Consider the following 21,432-nt stretch of genomic DNA (forward strand, 5'->3'; position numbering starts at 1 on the left):
GTTATTTTTCAAAAACTGCTGATTGTGGAACATAGTTTTGGTAATTACATTCAAATCACAATTTTTGATTGTGAATCAACAAGGGGGTAAAAGATAGTTTTATAATCAAAACTATCTTTTACCCTCCTTTTCTCTATGTGTGCGTTATCCTACAGTGTTGTACTAAACACAACATCTACCCAGTAGTTGCTAGACTGATAAGTGGAGTTAGGGAAGCCAACCGTTGAACTGTAACTGTAAACTCCGTTACCACCTGTCACTCCATTTTGTAAGGCATGAAGTGGTGGTGTATCCACACCAGCGTTGGCAAAGTAATTCTGGTTAACTGAATACCGACCAATACTTGTCAAGTAGGAGACTACGTACACTGTGTTGGCGGTAATTGCTACTGGGCTACTAAAGTTAACTGTCTGCCAACCAGTAGCACTCAGATTACTCACAGACGCAGTTCCTATACTTGTCTGAGAGCTGTTGTCCCAAAGGTTGACAGTATAGTTTGCTGTGTTGCTATTTCCTTTATAGAAACGAATCGCCTTGATATAACCATTCACGTCGGAACGGAACTTCACACCCAAGTTTACAGCACTAGTATCTGAGTCTTGTAATACATTTGGAGTTACTGAGTTATCCCAAAGGGTGATTCCATCACTCGTAGTGAATGACCAGATCTGGTCCTGTGCTAAGGCATTACCAGCCACATCTTTTACCCCAGAACTACCACCTGTAACAGTAGCAGTGTAGGTGGTGTTTGCTGTCAAGACGGCGCTGGGTGTCAATGTTGCCGTCTTTGTTGCTGCATCATAAGTAACGGTAGCAGCTACTACTGTGTTACTTGGGTTACGCAACTGAAAAGTGCTGCTACTAATTGCTGCCGAATTCATTGCTTCACTAAAAGCGGCTTTGACTGTTGTGTTAATAGCAATACCTGTTGCATTGCTACTGGGAGTGGTTGAAATAACTGTTGGCGGAGTCGTGTCCGTAGCTACAGTAGTGCTGAATAAAACATCTACCCAGTAGTTGCTGGATTGATAAGTATCGGTAGGAAAACCGCTACTACCATATTTGTATAAACCATTACCTCCATCTGCACTATTACTTAAGGCTGTTAATGGTGCTTTCACTACACCAGAACTAGCAAAGAAGCCATTATCAGATGCGTATCGGCCAATACTTGTGTTGTAGGAAGCTACGTAGGTAGTATTAGCAGTTATTGCTACTGGGCTAGCAAAGTTAACTTGTTGCCAGCCAGAAGCACTCAAGTTGTTACGAGTTGCTGTGGCTAAGTTTTGCCCGTTGGTGTTCCACAGGTTGACAATATAGTTGCCTGGGTTGGTATTACCCTTATAGAAGCGAATACCAGTAATATAACCATCGATATCTGAGCGTAACTTGACTCCCAGTTCTACAGTATTGGTGTCGTTTTCCGATTGGTTCGTTGGGATTGTTGAATTAGTCCAAATACTACAAGGTTGCTGCTCTGAACAAGCTAATCCTGCGGTAGTAAAAGACCAAGTAAAGTCTTGTGCTAAGGCTTGATCTGCCTGATCTCTCACTATTGTGCTTTTAAGGGTTGCAGTATAGCTAGTGTTATTTGACAAATTAGCGATTGGGTTCAATTTGGCAGTACGAGTTGCTGCATCATAGGTGACTGTAGCAGTTACCAACGCGTTCGACGAGTCTTTTAATTCAAAGGAACTGGTGTTAATTGTTGCTGCATCAATTGCTTCGTTGAAAGTAGCTGATAAAGTGGTGCCAACACTTACATTTGTCGCTCCATCAGCAGGAAATGGCGGAGAAAGTGTGATATCTGTGATTACCTGTGGAGATGTTGTGTCTGGGTCATAAGTAGCAACGTAAGAACCAGTATCGCCAGGGAATATCGCATACTCAACACCTTTTATAGCCTCTGTCTTACCAGTAGATGGCGTATAAACAGTGTTGCCGCTACGAGTAATACTGCTGAGGATGCCGTTGGTAGACCGAGTTGGTAGCATTGCCTGTAAACCAGTTGCACCAGTAGCTTTAGTGATATTAAAGCTTAATGTGCTGCTAGTCGCGGGGTTTGTCTGTCCTGGAGTCCATGCTAAAGAGTCAAAGGCAGAGTTGTTACGACCATCAAGCCAAGTTAACACCTGACGGGCAGAAACAACTGGTATACCACGGGCTTTAGCTGAGGCTATGATAGCGTCAGATTCTAATATTTGAGCTTGATCTGTATGGGCATTGATATTAAAAATACCGTAGTATCCTTCTGCTCCTATGGCCCGATTTAATAGTGTGTCAACAGTATAAGGAAATGACTGTCCAGATTCATCAGTCATCTGCGTAGCTGCTTTATAAACGTCAATTACTGTACCATCTAACTTGGTAAATCGCATTGGCATACCACTACCAGTAAAGAATCCTGGGCGATCCAAAATCCAAGTCGGTGGCCAGTAGTAATATGTAGTGTCAAGCCGTATACCTTTACTCAGCTCTAATTCCGGTGTGCTAGACCAGTCACTCCACACTAGACAGTGATGCCTTTGGGTTTTAGGGGTAGGTAAGCTGGGAAACGTGGTGCTAAATTGACTGAGTTGTTGAGTATAGTCGTTATTCAGTGAAGTTGTGGTGTAATCTGAACAGTCTGTATCAACGTGCAAGGCTATTTCAAAGCCATCTGCATTGTAAGCAGCTGCTTGAGTGTCACTTATTGCTACACCAGTGTAGATATAGGACGTACTACGAATACACTCCCAATTATCAACTGAACAATTAACTGGACTCTCTGCTTTATATTGGTCAAAACGAGGTCCAGTTCCGCCATTAGCGTGATCGTCACCTGTCATCAGCACAACCGCTTTTTTGCCATTGGGGAAATACCAGAAATGTGGTAGTGGCTTTTTAGCCAAGTTCATTTTGATAATCAGGTTTACCAATAAGCGCTGTTGCTCATCTGCTTGAGGAATAGCAACCTTGTCCAGATTTATCCAGTCTGGGTTCCCAGCGCCGAAAAATTGGTCGTTAGAGCGAATGGGAGAGAATGTATCACGCTCCTGTCCTGCCCAAGCGGGATTACCTTGGCGAGTGTAGACTACTGAACGCGCTAAATCATAAGTAAATGCTGCTGCATTACCACTACCAACACTACGCAGTGTTACAGCTGGATTATTAGAAGTTGCGGTTGTGGCATTGGTGTAGAGTGTGGCAACGCTAGAAGCACTAGTCAAGTTGTAGCGGTCTGCCGTGCCATGAAACTGGATAGTTTGATTGACAATACCATTGCCGGGAGCTTTCGAGGTGTCTACAAGCAAATAGCCGTCACTCAGGGTTGAACCTGTATCTGTCAGTCCTAACAAACTAGCAAGTTGCTTGTCAGGACGCATGGCAATTAAATTTCCACCACTGCCCACCCAATTAGTGAATGTTGTCACTTGAGTAGAGGTGAGACTCATCTCAGCCAAAATGACAACATCATAGCTGCTAAGTGTTGCAGGGGAAATTGCGGAAATATCACTGACGTTGAAGTAGTTGATTCCTTCATTTCGCAAAATTTCAGCGTAGTAGTCACCAAATTTGTTGGAACTACTAGTCACAACCAGAATAGGCCCTCCTGGTGGAGATGGTATCGTTGCTAGGAGAGTTTTATCACTATAATTAACAGTAGCTTCACTGATTTGATTATCAGATTTTTGCGCTTTTAAGCTTTTTTCTGTGACTCCTTGAGCCGGTACTCGGCTACTACTCTTCTTGGTTGCCTTTGCTACATCCCAAACAGAAATCTCACCGTCACCGTCTCCTGTAACCAAGGTGTTATTATCGCCTGGATTAAAGGCAACTACGTTTGTTTTAGAAGCCTTATTTTTAGCCAGGTTTTTAAATAGCTTGCCAGATGCTACATTCCACACAAACAATTTGTTTTCGTCACCTCCAGCAGCCAAAAACTGACCATTGGGGCTGAATGCAACTGTCGCCATTGGTTTAGTTGGCCCCTCAAGTATCTGGCTTTGCGTACCTGTGTTTTTGGCTAGCTCCCAGAGTCGGACTGTACTATCTTTGCTAGCACTGGCTACAAGGTTTCTTGTCGGGCTAAAAGCCACAGATGTAACTCCCTGGGCATGTCCTCGCAGAGTCAAGACTTGTTTACCTGATTCTACGTTCCAAAGGATTATCCGTCCGTCCTCTGAAGCGCTGACTAAGCTTGTACCATCCGGGCTGAAAGCAATGTCGTTTACAAAGCCACGGTGACCTTGCAAGATACGGAGGAGTTTATTTTCATCCCACAAGGCGATTCTACTATCTTCACCTGCTGTAGCTATAGTTGTGCCATCAGGGCTATAAGCCACTGTTCTAGTAGGGTTTTCGTGTCCAGTCAGACTCTGGGTTTGCTCTCCTTTCTCTACATCCCATATCCGAAGTACAGTATCTCGACCCACGCTAGCCAGTTTACCCCCTTTTGGATTGAAGACTACTTCCGTAACAGGTAGACCTTGATGTCCTTTCAAAGTTCGTTTCTCTTGACCGCTTTTTGCATCGAATAGTATGATTCGGGAATCTTCTATCCCAGTTGCTAAGGTCTGACCATCCGAACTGAATGCAAGGGAAGTGACCTTAGTAGAAGGATTTTTGCTTGCCTGTTTAAACCCTGTCGAGTCTTGAGGTAACGCTACTTTTACTTGGCTAAAAATCAGCAGCAAAGTACAACAGAATACCAAAATATACTTGGAATAACGTCTTGTGAATAGCATAAAAATGATTTTTAAGGTTGCTTAATGAAAAGAAGTAATTTATGTCATACAAGCTCTATATAGATTAGCTATCACTAAATAATTTATAACCAATAGTTTTTCAACAAAATTAACCAGTGAAAGCATCTATAATAAACAGCCAAAAGCCCCAGTATTAATACTGGGGCTTTGGGATCAGAGAAAATGAAAGTAGATATTAGTTATGCAAAATTTTGCGCTTTATTTTGCTTTATTTTTGATTGAGTCTGAATGGAATGATTAAACTGTTTTCCATATGGCATCTTCTAAGTAAATACACTCATCAGCTTGCCATTGGTATTCTGCCCGCTCGAAATCATGCATACTGACTTCAAACTGACAAATCTCTCTCAGGTTTTCTAAAAGAGTTTCACTACGACGCTCGGAAAACCATGTTGTTAAGGTATACGAACCCATGTAAAGCCTTAATGTAGGAATGTCACATCGAATAATGAATGTTCCTGCCTCATTACGAAATCGAGCTTGGGGTTCGTAAAACCAGAAAATACAAATAGGTTGTTGCAGGGCGCTGACTATCTGAAAAGAAAACCACAGACTTTCATGGGGTTGAGCTACGTGGAGAGCAAACTCCACAGCAATAGGTTTACCACAGCAGTGAATTCCTTCGCCCTCAGAAGTGTGTACCTTTGCCCACGCTACATAATTACCAGTTTTGTTTAAAGGTGCTTGGTAATAACCAGGTTTTTCAGCATCATTTTTTTGCCCAGTAAGATACAATTGCACTGCTTTGCTGGTATTACCATCAAATTGAACGTTACCTTTAGAAAGCAATATACAACGCTTGGTTAATTGAGCGATCGCTTGCATACTATGACTCACAAATAAGACTGTGCGTCCTTCTTTGGTTGCCACATCTCCCATTTTTCCTAAGCATTTCTTTTGAAATGCCGAATCGCCCACTGCCAACACTTCGTCTACAATCAAAATCTCAGGTTCTAAGTGGGCTGCAACGGAAAAAGCTAAACGGACGTACATTCCAGAGGAATACCGTTTTACTGGAGTATCTAAAAATTTCTCGACTTCAGCAAAGGCGACAATTTCATCAAATTTCTGTTTAATTTCAATTTTACTCATCCCCAGAACAGAACCGTTGAGGTAAATGTTCTCTCTTCCAGTGAGTTCTGGGTGAAATCCTGTTCCTACTTCAAGTAAGCTGGCTACCCTACCATTGATGGAGATGCGTCCTTTTGTGGGTTCGGTGATTCGACTCAGAATTTTGAGCAACGTTGATTTGCCGGCACCATTGCGTCCAATAACTCCTATCGCCTCACCTTGTTGAACCGCAAAAGAAACATCTTGTAATGCCCAAAACTCCTCCCGCTCTGGATTAGGTATTTTTTTGCCCGCAGGTTTAATAAATGTCTTCACCAGAGATTTAGCACCATCAGCCATGACATCTCTGAGAGCTTTATATTGATAGCGATCGCCTCCCTCGCGCTGATGAGAAATAATATATTTTTTGCTTAAATTATCTACACAAATAATATTCTGAGACATTGGCAAATACCCTAACTTAAATCACATCAGCAAATGTTCGTTCCGTTTTGCGGAAGTACCAAATGCCACTGACTAATAAAAATAAAACTAATCCTATAGATAAAATGAATCCAGTCCAGTAGATTTTTGCATCTCCACCTAAAATTGCCCAACGAAAGCCATCAATTACGCCTACCATCGGATTTAAATAGTAAAGCAAGCGCCACTGCTCTGGCACAACGTTGCTACTAAAACCAACAGGTGATATGTATAAGCCAAATTGGACAATAAACGGTACGATATAGCGAAAGTCTCTGTACTCTACATTTAGCGCTGCTAGCCATAGACCAGCTCCTATGGAAGCAGCAAAAGCAATGCCAATGAATAAGGGCAAGGTCAAAATGTACCAGTTAGGAACATAGTTATACCAAGCAATCAGCGCCAACAAAATTATGCCCGAAATCATAAAGTCTACAAAACTGACTATTACGGCACTGATGGGTACAATCAAACGCGGAAAGTAAATTTTAGAAATTAAGTTGGCATTAGCAACTAAACTATTGCTGCACTCACTCAAGGCAGTAGAAAAGAACTGCCAGGGCAACATAGCCGAAAACACTAGAATTGGATATGGGACTCCTCCTGAAGGTAAGTTAGCAATTTTGCCAAAAACAACTGTAAATACTACCATTGTCAAAAATGGTCGAATTAGCGCCCAAATAACACCAATAGCTGTTTGTTTGTAGCGGACTAAAATGTCTCGCCAAGCCAGAAAATAGAACAGTTCTCGATAGCGCCATAAATCTTGCCAATACTGCTGCTCGGAGCGTCCGGCTTCAATCACTAACTCCTGTTTGGAGACGATATCTCGACTGTTCATATTACTTGATACTTAACCCACAAATTTAAAATCTTTGATGCTATGGTTGCTAACCATTCGTGAATGTCGGCGGGTAAATTCTCCCACAGTAGGATTACCCCTGGGGTCAGTTACCCCTGTTACCTGTTGCCAAAGCTCTTGTGGTGCTGGTGTCAGTTCATAGGCGCGATCGCCTGACTTCCGCACATGATACCATTTTGTTTCCTGGCATTCTTCACACCAAAAAGCTTCTAACCATTCACCTTCTATGAGAACTGCTGTATGAGTCTGGACTAGCATCAATGCACTACGCCGACTCATCCCCCGTTGTTGTAACTGTCCTGCTTGGTCAGCAAACATTGGATATTTCTGACTAACACTATCTAGATAACAGTTATGAATTGGGCAATAAATAGCCCGTCTTTTAGAACGTTTTCGATTTCGGTCACACCTTCTCTGCAATTCGACCTCCCATGTCAATCTACATACACAACAAATCGGGAAGGTTACGTTGGAGGGACTGAGATCACAAGACCGTCAAAGCCCAACTCCTGAGAGAACACACATTTTTTAAGGGAAACTAATGCAATTTTTTATTTTTCTAGCTGATTTCGGATTGCATCTATTTACAACTCTTAATTCAGAGCAAAAATTAATTTTTGGCTATCAAGAATTGTAATCTCTGCAATTAATCTTGCAATGATAAATTTATACCATGATGTGTAGCGTTTTTCACACATTGACTCATGCTTTACATGAAATTTATCAAAGTTTAAATACATTCATCATATTTACTTTTTAATCTTTTGAGGCACAGTTTTTACCCTACCAGGGGCGATAGCTTGTTGTAAAACTTCAAAGTATTTTTGCGCTATCACCTTAGGTGTAAAGTGCGATCGCAAATACTCTCTACCGGCCATGCCCATTTTTTCTCCTAGTTGTTGATCACGACTAAGTAAACGAATAAATTGAGCAAGTCCATGACTATCTCCATTATCAAATGTACCGCCGCATTGAGATTCAGAAATCAATCCCCGTAAATATGAATTAGGTGAACATATCACTGCCAAAGGTCTTCCCGCTGCTAAAGCCGAGTAAAGCTTACTAGGCGCCACTAAATTTTCTGTACAAGCATCTACACTAACTAGTGACAAATCACAAGCTGTCAGTGAATAGGGCAGATCTTTCTTATCTTGGTATGGTAAAAATGTAAAGTTTTCTAACCCTAATTGCTCAACTTCTGCTACTAATTCATCACGCTTTGCTCCACCACCAATAAATACAAACTGAATTGGTTCGTTTTGCAGTTCCTTAGCAGCGGCGAACATGGTGTCGATGTCATGGCAACGGCCCATATTACCAGAGTAAAGAACAGTAAACTTATTTACTAAGTTATGCTTCCACGCAAACCAGTTTTCTAGTTTGGCAAGAGGTTTAATTAAATCAGGGTTAGCCCAACTGTGAATTACAGAAATTTTATCAGCCACTTGTGGACAATTCGCTACCACCTGCTGCTTCATGGCTGGACTTAGCACGATGATCCCCTTGGCATTTAGCCAAACCTGTCTGTTGATGGCGCGCCACATTCGCGCTAACCAGCTACGAGGAGACACTACTCCCAAGGCGATCGCAATATCGGGGTAAAGGTCATAAAGTATGCATACATAGGGCAATCGGAACAAAACATAAGCTAAATACCCTATTAATGGTAAAAATGGGGGAGCCGTAGTCACTAACATTAAATTATTGCGCCGCCAAGCTCTGAGCAAATGCAATGCGGCCCGCACAGTATATAAAACACCATTTACGGCTTTACCACGAATCCTACCTGGCCAAAGTTGAGCAGTGCGCGATCGCTGAATTTTGATTCCACCAGAGTGTTCAAATGTTGCCGCACTATCAGACCTAAAAGCATATCCAGGTTGACTTGTAAAAACTTCTATATCAACCCCTTGCTGCTCTAACTGTCTTACAAGTTCTTCTATTAACTGACCTGTAGCTGCATAATCTGGAGGAAAAAACTGGGTAACTACAGACAATTTGATCGCTTTGTATGGTTCTCTATTATTCTCGTTCTTGGTTTCTGACCGAGTAGAAATGGATTGCAATAATTTGTAATTAATCCATTCATCAAGTCTCATCGGCTTTCGTCCTATTATTTTGAAAAAAATTTAGAAGTTTTAATTGCAAATATTACTGTACTGACCAAGCCATAAATTTGTATGATTTGCCGGGGAACACTAAAATTTTAATTCTTATTAGCTTTTGCTTAACTACTACGCTACATCCACTAGAGTATGCAGAGAATCGTATACTATATAGCACCCTCCACAGATAAATCATAATAAGTATTAAGTATTAAATTATCTATAAAAATAAGTGCGCTTTAGTTATTTGCAATACTCTGTTTAAGTTAAAACTAATCTTAATAAAAGGGAACACTCAAAGGGTACAGCAAACTTATTTACTACAATTTATTGCCATTTACTCAATGCAAATAGTAGCAGAAACTTTGATTTGACAGTTACAGGTTACTGATTTCAAATTTCCCATAATTAAACATTTTTACAATAAGTTTACTTCTTTGTATTTAGTTTACCAGGGTTTTCTAGTTGTTTATGACTACGTATAGTCTATGGGCTAGCATCAGTATAATTCCATTTACGTATATAAGCACTTACTTGTTGTTCTTCAGCAAGTTTAGAATATGATGCTTCTATGTTACCCGTTACCTAAATTACTTTACAGTAAATTTATATTAGGTTGTGATTTCTTTCATATAAGCCCTAAAATGCTTCATCGAATCAACATAACTAGGTAATACAATCTTAATTTTATGACAATCTTCACCCGTGCTATAAACTATGTAAATAGGTTGCTCTTGGATACATTTACTTCTGTAATAATATTCAAATAAGTTAACTAATGCTTTAATGCCAATTCAGCGAAGTCCACTACGTAAGTATTATCATTAGAGTCAACTGATGTACTTAACCGATGTACTTAACCGCAAAAAAATCAAAGTAATTTTAGTAACTTAATTTGTTCTGTTTATTGAAAAATGATGTCATTATCATGTTAGTATACTGATTTTTCAGTATACAGTCTTTAGACTCTGATTAAAATTTCTCATACTGATACCCAGTGAAACACTACCAAGCATGAATATATGGTTAAGAATCATTCTTCTCAATTCTCAACCTCTAATGACGATAGTAAATTTATAAATGTATTTCCTCAGTCCCAACCTTTACCAATGGATGATGGAGAAGGAGATGACGGAAATTTTTCAGGATTATTGGATGTTGTCAGGCGACGAGTGCTAGTCATAGCAGGAGTAAGTATTGCTGTGATGGCTGCGGTGATTGCCAACTTAATACTGAATCCCCAGCAACCCGAATATGAAAGTTCTTTTGAGATGTTGGTAGAACCGTTGGATGATGAAGTCGTAAATATTGTCGAAGATCCTAATAAGACTAATTCTGCTCTAGATTATGACAGTCAAATCCAAGTTCTGAGAAGCCCTGAAATGCTGGGAAAGATTGTTCAGCAGCTACAAATAGATTATCCAGATCTCACATACGGTTCGCTGATCAATTCTCTAAATATTGCTCAGTTGGATGAAACCAAAATTATCAGAGTCACTTATCGAACTCAAGATGCAAATAAGACTCAAGAAGTACTAAATAAAATTGCTCAAGAGTTTTTAGAATACAGCCAAGAGAAACGGCAAACCAAATTGCGTCAGGGGACTCAGTTTATTGACCAAGAACTGCCAGACATCCAAACTCGTGTAGATAATCTGCAACGAGAACTGCAAGTTTTTCAGCAAAGATATGACTTGAACAATCCAGAAAGTCAGGCTGCATCACTTGCGACTCAAACCACTGCATTGTCTGAACAACGAGGAGTTATTGATCTCCAATTATCACAGACCCGTGCCAGTCTCGATTTCCTACAAGAGCAAAGTGGCCGAGAGACAGTGTTAAATAGTTCTCCGCTGTATCAGCAATTACTCACCCAAATCCAGCAACTTGATGTACAGATAGCTACAGAGTCAGTTCGTTTACAAGATGCTAACCCAAGTCTCCAAAAATTGAGAGAAACACGAAGTCGGTTGTTGTCTGTGCTACAAGAAGAGTCACAGCGCGCCTTAAATACAAGGTCGGCAGAATTATTAACTCAGCTGCAAAATCTAGAAGTACAAAGTCGAGAAATTGCCAAATTAGAACAAAGTCTGGAACAACGACGGCAGCAACTACCAGTTTTGGCAAGGCAATATACTGAAATACAACGCCAGTTACAGGTAGCAACTGACAGCTTAAATCGGTTTTTATCTACCCGCGAAAATCTTCAAATTCAAAGATCCCAGACAGAACTGGGGTGGCAATTGATACAATCACCTGAGAAACCAGTGGCCCCTGTTAATTCTGCAAATATGGGACGCAGTTTGTTGACAGGATTGGTTGCCAGTATAGTCATAGGTATTGGTATTGCTTTTTTGATGGAAAAATTAGACAGTACTTACCATACAGTTAATACTCTCAAGGAAAAGGTCAGACTGCCAGTCTTAGGTAATATTCCATTTGAAAAGCAATTGGAAAACAACCGTGATCACACTACGATCCAAAAAAATGCTTGGGTTAAAGTACCTATTTCTGTGGCTAGCAGTATTTCTGGTTTACCTTTCTTTACCAATGAAGAACACAGCGGTTACTTTTCAGAAAAATTCTTAGAAGCTGTGCGGGTACTTTATACAAATATTCAATTGCTCAGTTCCGATCGCCAGATTAGTTCTATTGTTATTAGTTCAGCACTACCTGGTGATGGTAAATCTACCATTGCTTTTTATCTAGCTCAAGTAGCTGCCGTTATGGGACAACGAGTCCTGCTGGTAGATGCAGATCTTCGCCAACCCATAATTCACACTCTATCAAATGTCAATAACCTATGGGGATTGAGTAATTTAATTTCTACGAACTTACCACTGGAAGAAGTGATTAAAGAACTGCCCTCAATGAACCAATTATCCGTGATCACTGCTGGGCCGATACCACCCGATCCGACAAAACTGCTCTCATCGGAAAAAATGAAGAGATTGATGGTAGATTTTCACAGCAATTTTGATTTAGTAATTTATGATGTTCCCCCAGTCTTGGAACTTGCTGATGCTAACTTGCTAGCACCTCACACAGATGGCATTTTGATGGTAGTAAAAATGGACAAAACAGATTCCTCTATACTGAAACAAGCTTTGGATAGCCTCAAAACTTCCCGTTTGGATGTCTTGGGTATAGTTGGTAACGGTGAAAAACGTAACTATAAGAATTATTCTTAGCTTGACCAATCTTTTCTCAACACGATAGCGTAAAGCCCTGACGAGCATAGCTGCGCTTACCGCGGAGCGTGTGCTTTGCACTCAGCGCTGTTGTAAGCAAATCGCCTAAATTGATTAAAGTCGAGCTTAAAAGAAATTCGAGTAATAGAAGATTAATAAGTAAAAAACAATACAAGTATTAACAACCTGCTTCTGACTGTTCACAAGCACCAATACTTACCCAACTACTAGAACCATCAGCCCAATGTTCCTTTTTCCAAATAGGGGCATTATGTTTGAGAGTATCAATAGCATAGCCACAAGCGGCAAATGCTTCACTACGATGGGGGCAACCAACCGCTACTAGTACGCTGATTTCTCCCACCGACAACCGCCCAATGCGATGATAAATCACCACCCGATTGACATCAGGCCATAAGGAACGAATATCAGCTGCTATTTGATAAAAAACTTGCAATGCCATTGGTTCATAAGCTTGATATTCTAAAGCAACCACAGGTTCTCCATCAGTTTGATTGCGAACCATCCCACTCATCACCACTACAGCACCGTTGGCTGGGTCGTTAGCTTTAGCGTAAACATCCTCAAGAGACAATGGCGCAAAGGTAATAGCAAAGCTATCTTCGGCTTTTGATTTAATTGCAGAAATAAATGTATTTGTCATCATCAAGTTTGTATTAATCCGCTTTGTGCTTATGATGGCGTTGAAACTTTAGCACATTACTACCAGCATCAAGATAAAATTAGTGTATTAAAACACCATTCTTACATTACCAAATGATGAATCCACAATTACCTATGATTGGTGAAAGTGGTTTAATAACAAGCAAATATATACCATTGGCTGATGTATTCCGACTCTACACAGCACAAGAATTATTATTAGTTTTAGATACAATTCTTAATCAATAGTCAAAACTATTTTGCACTAATGACCAAGAAAGATTCTGTCCTGATTTTGGTTGTAGATGATGATTCTTTTACACGCACACATCTGTGCCATTTGCTCAAACAAGCTGGATATCAGATAGCAGAAGCAAGTAATGGTTTAGAGGCTCTTGCTAGCTATACTCGCCTCCGCCCAGATATCATATTGCTCGATGCCATCATGCCAGAAATGGATGGGTTTACCTGCTGCGCTCAATTGCAAACTCTTCCTGATGCTGAGGATACAATTGTATTAATGGTTACGGCTCTTGGTGATCCAGCATCTGTAGAACAAGCTTTTGCTGTAGGTGCCACAGATTTTGTTACCAAGCCCATTCAATGGCCAGTCTTGTCTCAGCGTTTACACCGTCTTCTGAAAGCTAATGGTGCCATCCGAGAATTACGCCAGCAAACTGAGGCCGCACAATGGCGAGAGGCCCAACTAAGGATGGCTTTGGAGGCAGTTCGCATGGGTATTTGGCACTGGAACCTTTTGAATAACCAAATTACTTGGTCAGATACCCTGCACGCTCTTTATGGATGGGAAAAAGACACTTTTGATGGCAGTTATGAGACTTTTCTTGATTGCGTTCACCCTCAAGATCAGAATTTCGTCAAGTGCATAGAGCAGCAGGCGATCGCAAACGGGGTAGACTATGAAATCGAATTTCGCGTCGTTTGGCCTGATGGCAGTATCCACTGGTTAGCTAGCAAAGGCAAGGTCTTTCATGACCCCTCTGGGGTAGCTATACGGATATCTGGTGTAGAAATAGATATTACTAAACGCAAGCAAGCAGAGTCAGCACTAGAAATTCGCGCTAGTCAACAAGTTGTGGTTGCGGAACTCAGCCAAAAGGCCCTAGCGGGCATAGATGTGGCCACACTATTGAACTTATGTGTGACACTTGTTGCTCAATGTCTCAAGGTTGAATATTGTAAAGTTTTGGAACTTTTACCAGATAGTGACGCCTTACTACTGCGAGCAGGAATCGGTTGGCAGCCTGGGCTAGTGGGACAAGCAAGTGTCAGTACCGACCTCGATTCCCAAGCTGGCTATACTTTAGTTGCCCAAGAACCAGTCACTGTTAATAATCTACACCAAGAAATACGATTTAGCGGCCCAGACCTGTTACATGAGCATCAAGTAGTAGGTGGTATCAGTGTAGTCATACATGGCAGAGAATGCCCTTTTGGTGTCTTGGGGGCGCATACAACTCAAGAGCGTACCTTTACCAAAGATGATATTTATTTTCTCCAAGCTGTTGCTGATGTCTTAGCTATAGCCATTGAGCGTCAACGAGTCGAAGATGCCCTCAAAGCCAGTGAAGAACGTTGGCAATTAGCTATACAAGGTAACAATGATGGCATTTGGGATTGGAATCTGAAAACCAATGAAGTATTTTTTTCCCGGCGCTGGAAGGAAATACTTGGTTATGAAGACCACGAAATTGCCCATAATTTAGATGAATGGATGACCAGGATACATCCAGATCATCTTTATGCAGTTAGACACGCTATTGCTCAACATAGTACTCAGGAAACCCCATTTTATACGAGTGAGCATTTAGTCCGTTGTAAAAATGGCTCTTACAAGTGGATTTTAGATCGCGGTCAGGCAGTGAGGAATGAAAATGGTCAAGTCATCCGGATGATTGGCGGCATGATGGATATTAACGAACGCCGATCTGCACTGTGCGAACTCAAAAAAGTACAAGCAGAACTACAACGCCAAAACTTGCGATCGCAATTGTTTGCTGATATTACCCTCAAAATTCGCCAATCTTTACAGATCAATACAATTTTGCAAACCAGTGTGACAGAGGTACAAAAACTCCTTCATGCAGACCGGGTATTAATCTTGCGGTTACGCGCCGATGGTTCTTATCTTGTGCTGCAAGAATCGGTAGTACCTGGATTACCTGAGGTTCTGGGTCAGCAGATTACTGACGCTTCTTTAGCAGAAAGTTACATCGAACAATACCGTCAGGGGCGAATTAGTGCCATCACTGACATAGAGCAAGCTCAACTTCAACCTAGCTATGTCAAATGGTTACAACAATTTAATGTCAAAGCCAATTTGATTGTCCCTGTTTTCCGCGAACATCAGCTTTGGGGGTTACTTATTGCTCATCAGTGTACACATCCCCGTCAGTGGACGAAATGGGAAATTGAACTGTTGCGACAACTGGCAGATCAAATAGGTATTGCCTTGGATCAAAGTTTAATCCTGGACAAAGAAACTCGTCAACGCCAAGAACTCGCCCGTTCTAATGAAGAATTACAACAGTTTGCTTTTATTGCCTCCCACGATTTACAAGAGCCATTACGTAAAATTATTACATTTGGCGATCGCCTCAAAAATACTCTAGAAAATGACTTAAGTGAACCAGGACGCGATTATTTAGCACGAATGCAAAATGCAGCCTTGAGGATGCAAACTTTAATTAAAGATTTATTGATACTTTCACGAATTACCACTCAGGCACAACCTTTTGTCTGGGTAAATTTGGCACAAATAGCACAAGAGGTATTGTCAGATTTAGAAGTGAGTATCCAGCAAACTGGTGGAAGTATTGAGGTTGGTGATTTACCCACAATTAAAGCTGATCCCTTACAAATGCGCCAATTGCTGCAAAATCTCATTGGCAATGCTTTAAAATTTCACCGCCTGCAAACACCACCTGTTGTCAAAGTTTATAGCCAAATTTTCTCTGACCAATCTGAAAAAGTTTGCCTTTGTGCAGAAACTTGCCAAATTATTGTCGAAGATAATGGTATTGGTTTTGCTCAAAAGTATGTTGATCGTATTTTCAATGTTTTTCAACGGTTACATGGACGTCAGGAATATCAAGGAACAGGTATGGGTTTAGCCATTTGCCGGAAAATTGCTGAACGTCATCATGGGAAAATTACAGCCCAAAGTGTACCCGGAGAGGGATCAAGATTTATTGTTACATTACCTGTTAATTGCCAACACTAGTTTTTATTCCTGGAGAGGGATTATTAAAATCCTGTAAAATGAGATCTTCTAATATAAACAATATCTCAGAAATCTATGGCATTTTAATATTTAAGTAAGATTACAGTAATTAGCAAAAAACAAGTACATCAGAGTATATTCAGTTAATGTAAAATTAATACACTTAAGTACCTGTGATGCCAACTTATATGGATGTATTTAGATAACACCAGAAAATAAATTATCCTCTCTCGGGGGATTGGCATCCTGAGGGTTCTTGGTGATTAAGGAATATGCCCTCTAGACGCTGTTATGGTGATTCACGAGTTTTTAGGAGAGAACGCAGGTGAAGGATGGGAAAATAACCATCACAATATTAATAGCTGATGATGATGAAGATGACAGTATGTTAGTGCGTGAGGCATTGGCAGAAAGTGAATTACCAATGGATTTATACTTTGTCAGCAATGGTGAAGAATTACTGGATTATTTGTATAATCGCGGCAAGTACGCCCACAAAAATCAGGCTCCACGTCCAGGGTTAATTTTGCTAGATTTAAATATGCCTAAAAAAAACGGACTAGAAGTGCTAAAAGATATTAAACAAGACCCATCTCTGCGGCATATTCCCGTTGTTGTACTGACAACCTCGGAGTCAAAAGAAGATATATATCATACCTATGATTTAGGTGCAAATTCTTTTATTGTCAAACCAGTGACATTTGCCTCTTTAGTGGAAGTCATGAAAAATATAGGAAAATATTGGTTTGAAATAGTGCAACTGCCACTAGAAGCCGTGGGAGGCAGACATGACAGAAACTCCAATCAGAGTTCTCTTAGTTGATGATGACGAAGATGATTATGTTTTAACTCGTGATTGGTTTAGAGAATTTCAAGTGGCTGGTTGCGAGTTGTCATGGGTAGATAGTTATGCAGCGGCAAAGGAGGCGATCGCCCAGCACAGTCATGATGTTTATCTTGTAGACTATCGCTTAGGCGTACACAGCGGATTAGAATTACTGCGTGAAGCCATAGCTAATGGCTGTTCATCCCCAATCATTTTACTCACTGGTCAAGGAGACTGGGAAATCGACCTGGAGGCTATGAAAGCCGGTGCAGCAGATTATCTAGAAAAAAGCCAGTTAACTGCACCCCTGTTAGAGCGTTCTATCCGTTACGCTATGGAACGCAAACAAACAGAACAAAAAATCCGCCAACAAGCTGCTTTACTCGATATTGCTACCGATGCTATTTTTGTTCACGATTTAGATGATCCCATTTTATTTTGGAACAAAGCAGCCGAAAGTTTATACGGTTGGCAAAAAGAAGAAGCCATTGGTAAAAAAACACAAGAGCTTTGGCAGGAAAAAAATGAATCGCTGTTACAAACAGCACTCAAGCATCTCAGCAAAAATGGTTCTTGGGAGGGAGAGTTACATCAAAGAACCAAATTAGGCCAAGATATTATTGTCCAAAGTCGTTGGACATTAGTTAAAGACTTCGGTAATAGACCCCAATCTATTCTGGTTGTGAATACTGATATCACCCAAAAAAAACAACTGGAAGCCCAGTTTCTTAGGGCCCAAAGATTAGAAAGCATTGGCACTCTAGCCAGTGGTATTGCCCATGACCTCAACAATGTTCTGGCTCCTATTATGATGACAGCACAACTGCTGGAGTCACATATACATGATGAGCGTTCTCGACGGTTGTTGCCTATTTTACTCTCAAATGCTAAACGTGGTGCCGATTTAGTTAACCAAGTCTTATCATTTACTCGTGGTCTTGAGGGAGAGCGCACCCTTTTACAGCTAAAACACCTAATTATAGAAATTCAGCAAATTATTAAAGAAACATTTCCCAAATTTATAGAAGTTACTACCCAAATTCCCTCAAACCTGTGGAATGTAGCTGGCGATGCCACACAATTACACCAAGTACTGATGAATCTGTGTGTCAATGCTCGTGATGCTATGCCTAATAGTGGAAGATTAAAAATACTAGCGGAAAATCTGGTAATTGACGAAAATTACGCCAAAATGCATATTGATGCTCAAGTAGGTTCCTATGTAGTGATTACCGTTAGTGATACAGGAATTGGCATTCCATCAGAAATAATAGATCGGATATTTGAACCTTTTTTTACCACTAAAGAAGTTGGCAAAGGCACTGGGCTTGGTCTTCCCACTGTATTAGGCATTATTAAGAGCCACGGTGGTTTTGTGAATGTGTGCAGCGAACCTGGAAGAGGCACTCAATTTAAGGTTTATTTACCAGCACAAGAGACAACAGAAACCATAGAAGAAGTAAAACAGAGTTTACCCCAAGGTAACAGAGAATTAATTTTGGTTGTAGATGATGAAGTTGCCATTCGGGATATTACCAAAACTTCTTTAGAAAGCCATAATTACCAAGCAATCACAGCCAGTGACGGCATTGAAGCTATAGCTTTATATGCGGACCATCGAGATGAAATATCTCTGGTTTTAACAGATATGGCTATGCCTGCGATGGATGGTATGACAACCATCAGGACATTGCAAAAAATTAACCCGAAAGTCAAAATTATCGCCATCAGTGGACTAGCTACAACTGAAAAGGTAAATGCAGCTTATGAGATCGGTATCAAAGCATTTTTAGCTAAACCCTATACAGCTAATCAGTTATTGCAAACTATTAGTGTTGTTAAAAATGGGGATTAACTGAGGATTCAAAAGTTAATCACTCATCAACTCGACGGCATCTCTATTGTCCCAATCTTGTAAGTAAACTTTCACCACCTCTTCTTTAGCGGTTGGCAGCTGCTTACCAATAAAATCTGGGTGAATGGGTAATTCTCGATGGCCCCTGTCTACTAAAACAGCTAAACGAATTACTTCTGGTCTACCATACTCGGTGACAGCATTCAACGCCGCCCGAATTGTCCGACCTTTAAAAATTACATCATCAACCAATACCACTGTTTTCCCTGTCAGGTCAAAAGGAATGGTGCTTTTCGCTGGAGTTCGTAACCCAATCTTGTCAAGATCATCCCGATAGAATGTAATATCTAATGCTCCCACTGCTACCTTTACACCTTCGAGTGTTTCAATCTGACGTGCCAACAATTCAGCTAATAAGGCTCCTCTAGTATAAATGCCGACAAGTACCAGTTGGGATAAATCACGTGTCCTTTCCACAATCTGAGAAGCCAGACGGGTTAAGGTACGACGCAGGTCTTCTGATGAGAGAATTTCAACTACTTTGGCAGACATAGTTTTAGATGGGAGATGGGGAGCAGGGAAGAAGCAGGGGGGCAGGGGGCAGGGGAGAAAAACCACCCACAATTCCACTTGGCTTTAAACCTTATCTTTTGGTGAATGAGGGGATATTAATGGGGATATTAATTAGGAAGTATTTTTGTTCCTGTCTCCTTCTCCCCCTGTCCCCCTACCTTTTCGATTACTTAATGCCTTATTTTATTATCTGTTAAGAATTAAGAGTATAGCGATCGCTATCCCTAACCACAATAAAAAACAATATCGAGTTAATAGCAAGGCAGTTTGAATACAATTCGGGGTAATGGCATAAATTGCATCTCCTAATAGTGGTTTTTGTTTAGCTACCCCGCGATACCAATTTGTACCACCCATTTGCACACCTAAAATAGCAGCATAAGCACACTCACTCCAGCCAGAGTTAGGACTAGGGTCGGTAACTGCATCTCGGCGGCAAATTTGCCAAATATGCAACGGTCTACCCGATAATAATGCCAAAGTTATCACTGTTAAGCGGCAAGGTAGCCAGGTTAAGCAATCTTCTAATTTGGCACTGAACCACCCTAAATAAGTATAAGGTGCTTCTCGATAACCCACCATTGAATCAAGAGTACTACTAGCTTTGTATGCTAAAGCTAAAGGAATTGCACCTATGCCTGGCAAACAAGCACCCACAATTGCGTAAAAAAGTGGAGCCATGACCCCATCAGTAGCATTTTCTGTGACGGTTTCTAACACGGCGCGCAAAATTTCTGCTTCTGAGAGGTTTTGTGTATCTCGACCCACATAATTACTTAAAATATGCCGAGCTTCTGCTAAATTTCCGGCGGCTATTGGTTGTAAAACTGCTTCAGCAGCTGTTCGCAGACTTCTAAAAGCAAAACAACTGGCTAACAGAATGCTTTCTAAGACAATTGCCAATAGCGGATGTAGCCATTTAGCCGCTTGAATTATTAACCAACCTATATAGCCACTACCAAAGATTAAGATGATGCCTAAGACAATTCCAGCTATCCGTTGCGTTACTGGGTGGTGACAGATTTGCAGAAAAAATTTAGTCAGGTGAGAAATTACCCCACCCATCGCTTGCACTGGATGAGGCCAACCCCAAGGATCACCAATTAAATAATCTAAAAGTGACGCCACAAGAAAAACTACAAGTGATGACCAATGACTAAACAACAAAACTAGCTTCTTCTCCCAGGGATGCTTGCCAACTACGAGCATCATAATAAAGGTCTGCCAAAGTAATACTGTACAAAGCCTCTTTGAGCTTTTGGTTAAGTCTCTGCCACAGAGTAAATGTTACCCAATCTTCAGTTTGTGCTGGCGTTGGCGTGTGATCAGGTAACCGAGTAATGGTTTCACCAACGGCCTCTAAAATTTGTCCGATGGAAATTTGTACAGGTTTTCGTGCTAGTTGGTATCCGCCAATGCTGCCACGAATTGATTTTACTAACCCAGCACGACGCATTTCTATGAGCAATTTTTCTAAGTAAGGAGCAGGAATATCTTGGCGCAGTGCGATCGCTCTCACAGATGCAGGCCCATAACTTGGCTGTAAGCTCAAATCTAGTAATGCCTTCACACTGTAATGTCCTTTGGTAGTTAGTTTCATGCGGACAAGCTTTATTTATTTAGCAGTTGTCATTTGTTTTTTATTGACCACTGACCATTGAATAATCACTAATGATAATGACTAAAGGGTCAGTTTTGCTTATTCATCCTCTACTGCAATTATCAAAGTGACCAAGTAAACGAGTTTTGAGCGTAACTTTAGGAAACTTAAACAAATATAGTCTAGCAGTGATTCACAAAATATATATAGTTATCAGCATTTTATAAAATAG

13 protein-coding genes are annotated in these 21,432 nt (G+C 40.8%); 4 read left to right on the plus strand and 9 right to left on the minus strand.

Going from position 1 to position 21,432, the window contains the following annotated elements; translation table 11 throughout:
* Positions 1–149 precede the first annotated feature (149 nt).
* The 5 genes from ACM0OS_RS08090 to ACM0OS_RS08110 form a co-directional block, all read right to left on the minus strand.
* Entirely contained in the window at positions 150–4,727 is a 4,578-nt protein-coding gene (locus ACM0OS_RS08090; RefSeq protein ID WP_414542656.1) for a DUF4082 domain-containing protein, read from the minus strand.
* A gap of 258 nt (positions 4,728–4,985) precedes the next feature.
* The gene (locus tag ACM0OS_RS08095) at positions 4,986–6,263 is read right to left on the minus strand and encodes a polysaccharide ABC transporter ATP-binding protein (RefSeq protein WP_414542657.1); all 1,278 of its coding nucleotides are present in this window, start codon (positions 6,261–6,263) and stop codon (positions 4,986–4,988) included.
* Between the two features lie 16 nt (positions 6,264–6,279).
* A complete protein-coding gene (locus ACM0OS_RS08100; RefSeq protein WP_414542658.1) occupies positions 6,280–7,122 on the minus strand; it encodes an ABC transporter permease in 843 nt (280 codons plus the stop codon).
* A gap of 12 nt (positions 7,123–7,134) precedes the next feature.
* On the minus strand, positions 7,135–7,563 hold the full coding sequence (locus tag ACM0OS_RS08105; protein ID WP_414542659.1) for a hypothetical protein: 429 nt from the start codon (positions 7,561–7,563) through the stop codon (positions 7,135–7,137).
* Positions 7,564–7,892: 329 nt separating this feature from the next.
* A complete protein-coding gene (locus tag ACM0OS_RS08110) occupies positions 7,893–9,242 on the minus strand; it encodes a glycosyltransferase family 4 protein (RefSeq protein WP_414542660.1) in 1,350 nt (449 codons plus the stop codon).
* 1,028 nt (positions 9,243–10,270) lie between these two features.
* Between ACM0OS_RS08110 and ACM0OS_RS08115 the strand changes: the two genes are divergently transcribed.
* The gene (locus tag ACM0OS_RS08115) at positions 10,271–12,439 is read left to right on the plus strand and encodes a GumC family protein (RefSeq protein WP_414542661.1); all 2,169 of its coding nucleotides are present in this window, start codon (positions 10,271–10,273) and stop codon (positions 12,437–12,439) included.
* 178 nt (positions 12,440–12,617) lie between these two features.
* Here the strand turns inward: ACM0OS_RS08115 and ACM0OS_RS08120 are convergent, their stop codons facing one another.
* Positions 12,618–13,103, minus strand: coding sequence for a molybdenum cofactor biosynthesis protein MoaE (locus tag ACM0OS_RS08120; RefSeq protein ID WP_414542681.1), 486 nt, complete (start codon positions 13,101–13,103; stop codon positions 12,618–12,620).
* Positions 13,104–13,370: 267 nt separating this feature from the next.
* Between ACM0OS_RS08120 and ACM0OS_RS08125 the strand changes: the two genes are divergently transcribed.
* From ACM0OS_RS08125 to ACM0OS_RS08135, 3 genes are all read left to right on the plus strand, one after another.
* Positions 13,371–16,346 (plus strand): PAS domain-containing protein, encoded by a 2,976-nt coding sequence (locus tag ACM0OS_RS08125; RefSeq protein WP_414542662.1) that lies wholly within the window; start codon positions 13,371–13,373, stop codon positions 16,344–16,346.
* 358 nt (positions 16,347–16,704) lie between these two features.
* Complete coding sequence (locus ACM0OS_RS08130) at positions 16,705–17,169, plus strand: response regulator (RefSeq protein WP_414542682.1); 465 nt, start codon at positions 16,705–16,707, stop codon at positions 17,167–17,169.
* Positions 17,135–19,027, plus strand: a complete 1,893-nt coding sequence (locus tag ACM0OS_RS08135) for a response regulator (protein WP_414542663.1) — start codon at positions 17,135–17,137, stop codon at positions 19,025–19,027. The genes ACM0OS_RS08130 and ACM0OS_RS08135 overlap by 35 nt, the downstream gene beginning before the upstream one ends.
* 15 nt (positions 19,028–19,042) lie before the next feature.
* Here the strand turns inward: ACM0OS_RS08135 and pyrR are convergent, their stop codons facing one another.
* From pyrR to ACM0OS_RS08150, 3 genes are all read right to left on the minus strand, one after another.
* Positions 19,043–19,579 carry a bifunctional pyr operon transcriptional regulator/uracil phosphoribosyltransferase PyrR gene (gene pyrR / locus ACM0OS_RS08140; RefSeq protein WP_414542664.1) on the minus strand — a complete coding sequence of 179 codons (537 nt, stop codon included), beginning with the start codon at positions 19,577–19,579 and terminating at the stop codon, positions 19,043–19,045.
* 207 nt (positions 19,580–19,786) lie between these two features.
* Complete coding sequence (gene cbiB, locus ACM0OS_RS08145) at positions 19,787–20,809, minus strand: adenosylcobinamide-phosphate synthase CbiB (RefSeq protein ID WP_414542683.1); 1,023 nt, start codon at positions 20,807–20,809, stop codon at positions 19,787–19,789.
* Positions 20,757–21,200 (minus strand): Rrf2 family transcriptional regulator, encoded by a 444-nt coding sequence (locus ACM0OS_RS08150; protein ID WP_414542665.1) that lies wholly within the window; start codon positions 21,198–21,200, stop codon positions 20,757–20,759. The genes cbiB and ACM0OS_RS08150 overlap by 53 nt, the downstream gene beginning before the upstream one ends.
* Positions 21,201–21,432: the final 232 nt, after the last annotated feature.

It is taken from the genome of Nostoc sp. CCY0012 (genome assembly GCF_963920855.1).
Taxonomy (GTDB): Bacteria; Cyanobacteriota; Cyanobacteriia; order Cyanobacteriales; family Nostocaceae; genus Cyanocohniella.

Coding starts and splice junctions, on each gene's coding strand:
- ACM0OS_RS08110 (WP_414542660.1), bottom strand. CDS start 9,242: ATGAGACTTGATGAATGGATTAATTACAAATTATTGCAATCCATTTCT.
- ACM0OS_RS08135 (WP_414542663.1), top strand. CDS start 17,135: ATGACAGAAACTCCAATCAGAGTTCTCTTAGTTGATGATGACGAAGAT.
- cbiB (WP_414542683.1), bottom strand. CDS start 20,809: ATGCTCGTAGTTGGCAAGCATCCCTGGGAGAAGAAGCTAGTTTTGTTG.
- ACM0OS_RS08100 (WP_414542658.1), bottom strand. CDS start 7,122: ATGAACAGTCGAGATATCGTCTCCAAACAGGAGTTAGTGATTGAAGCC.
- ACM0OS_RS08125 (WP_414542662.1), top strand. CDS start 13,371: ATGACCAAGAAAGATTCTGTCCTGATTTTGGTTGTAGATGATGATTCT.
- ACM0OS_RS08115 (WP_414542661.1), top strand. CDS start 10,271: ATGGTTAAGAATCATTCTTCTCAATTCTCAACCTCTAATGACGATAGT.
- pyrR (WP_414542664.1), bottom strand. CDS start 19,579: ATGTCTGCCAAAGTAGTTGAAATTCTCTCATCAGAAGACCTGCGTCGT.
- ACM0OS_RS08150 (WP_414542665.1), bottom strand. CDS start 21,200: ATGAAACTAACTACCAAAGGACATTACAGTGTGAAGGCATTACTAGAT.
- ACM0OS_RS08120 (WP_414542681.1), bottom strand. CDS start 13,103: ATGACAAATACATTTATTTCTGCAATTAAATCAAAAGCCGAAGATAGC.
- ACM0OS_RS08090 (WP_414542656.1), bottom strand. CDS start 4,727: ATGCTATTCACAAGACGTTATTCCAAGTATATTTTGGTATTCTGTTGT.
- ACM0OS_RS08095 (WP_414542657.1), bottom strand. CDS start 6,263: ATGTCTCAGAATATTATTTGTGTAGATAATTTAAGCAAAAAATATATT.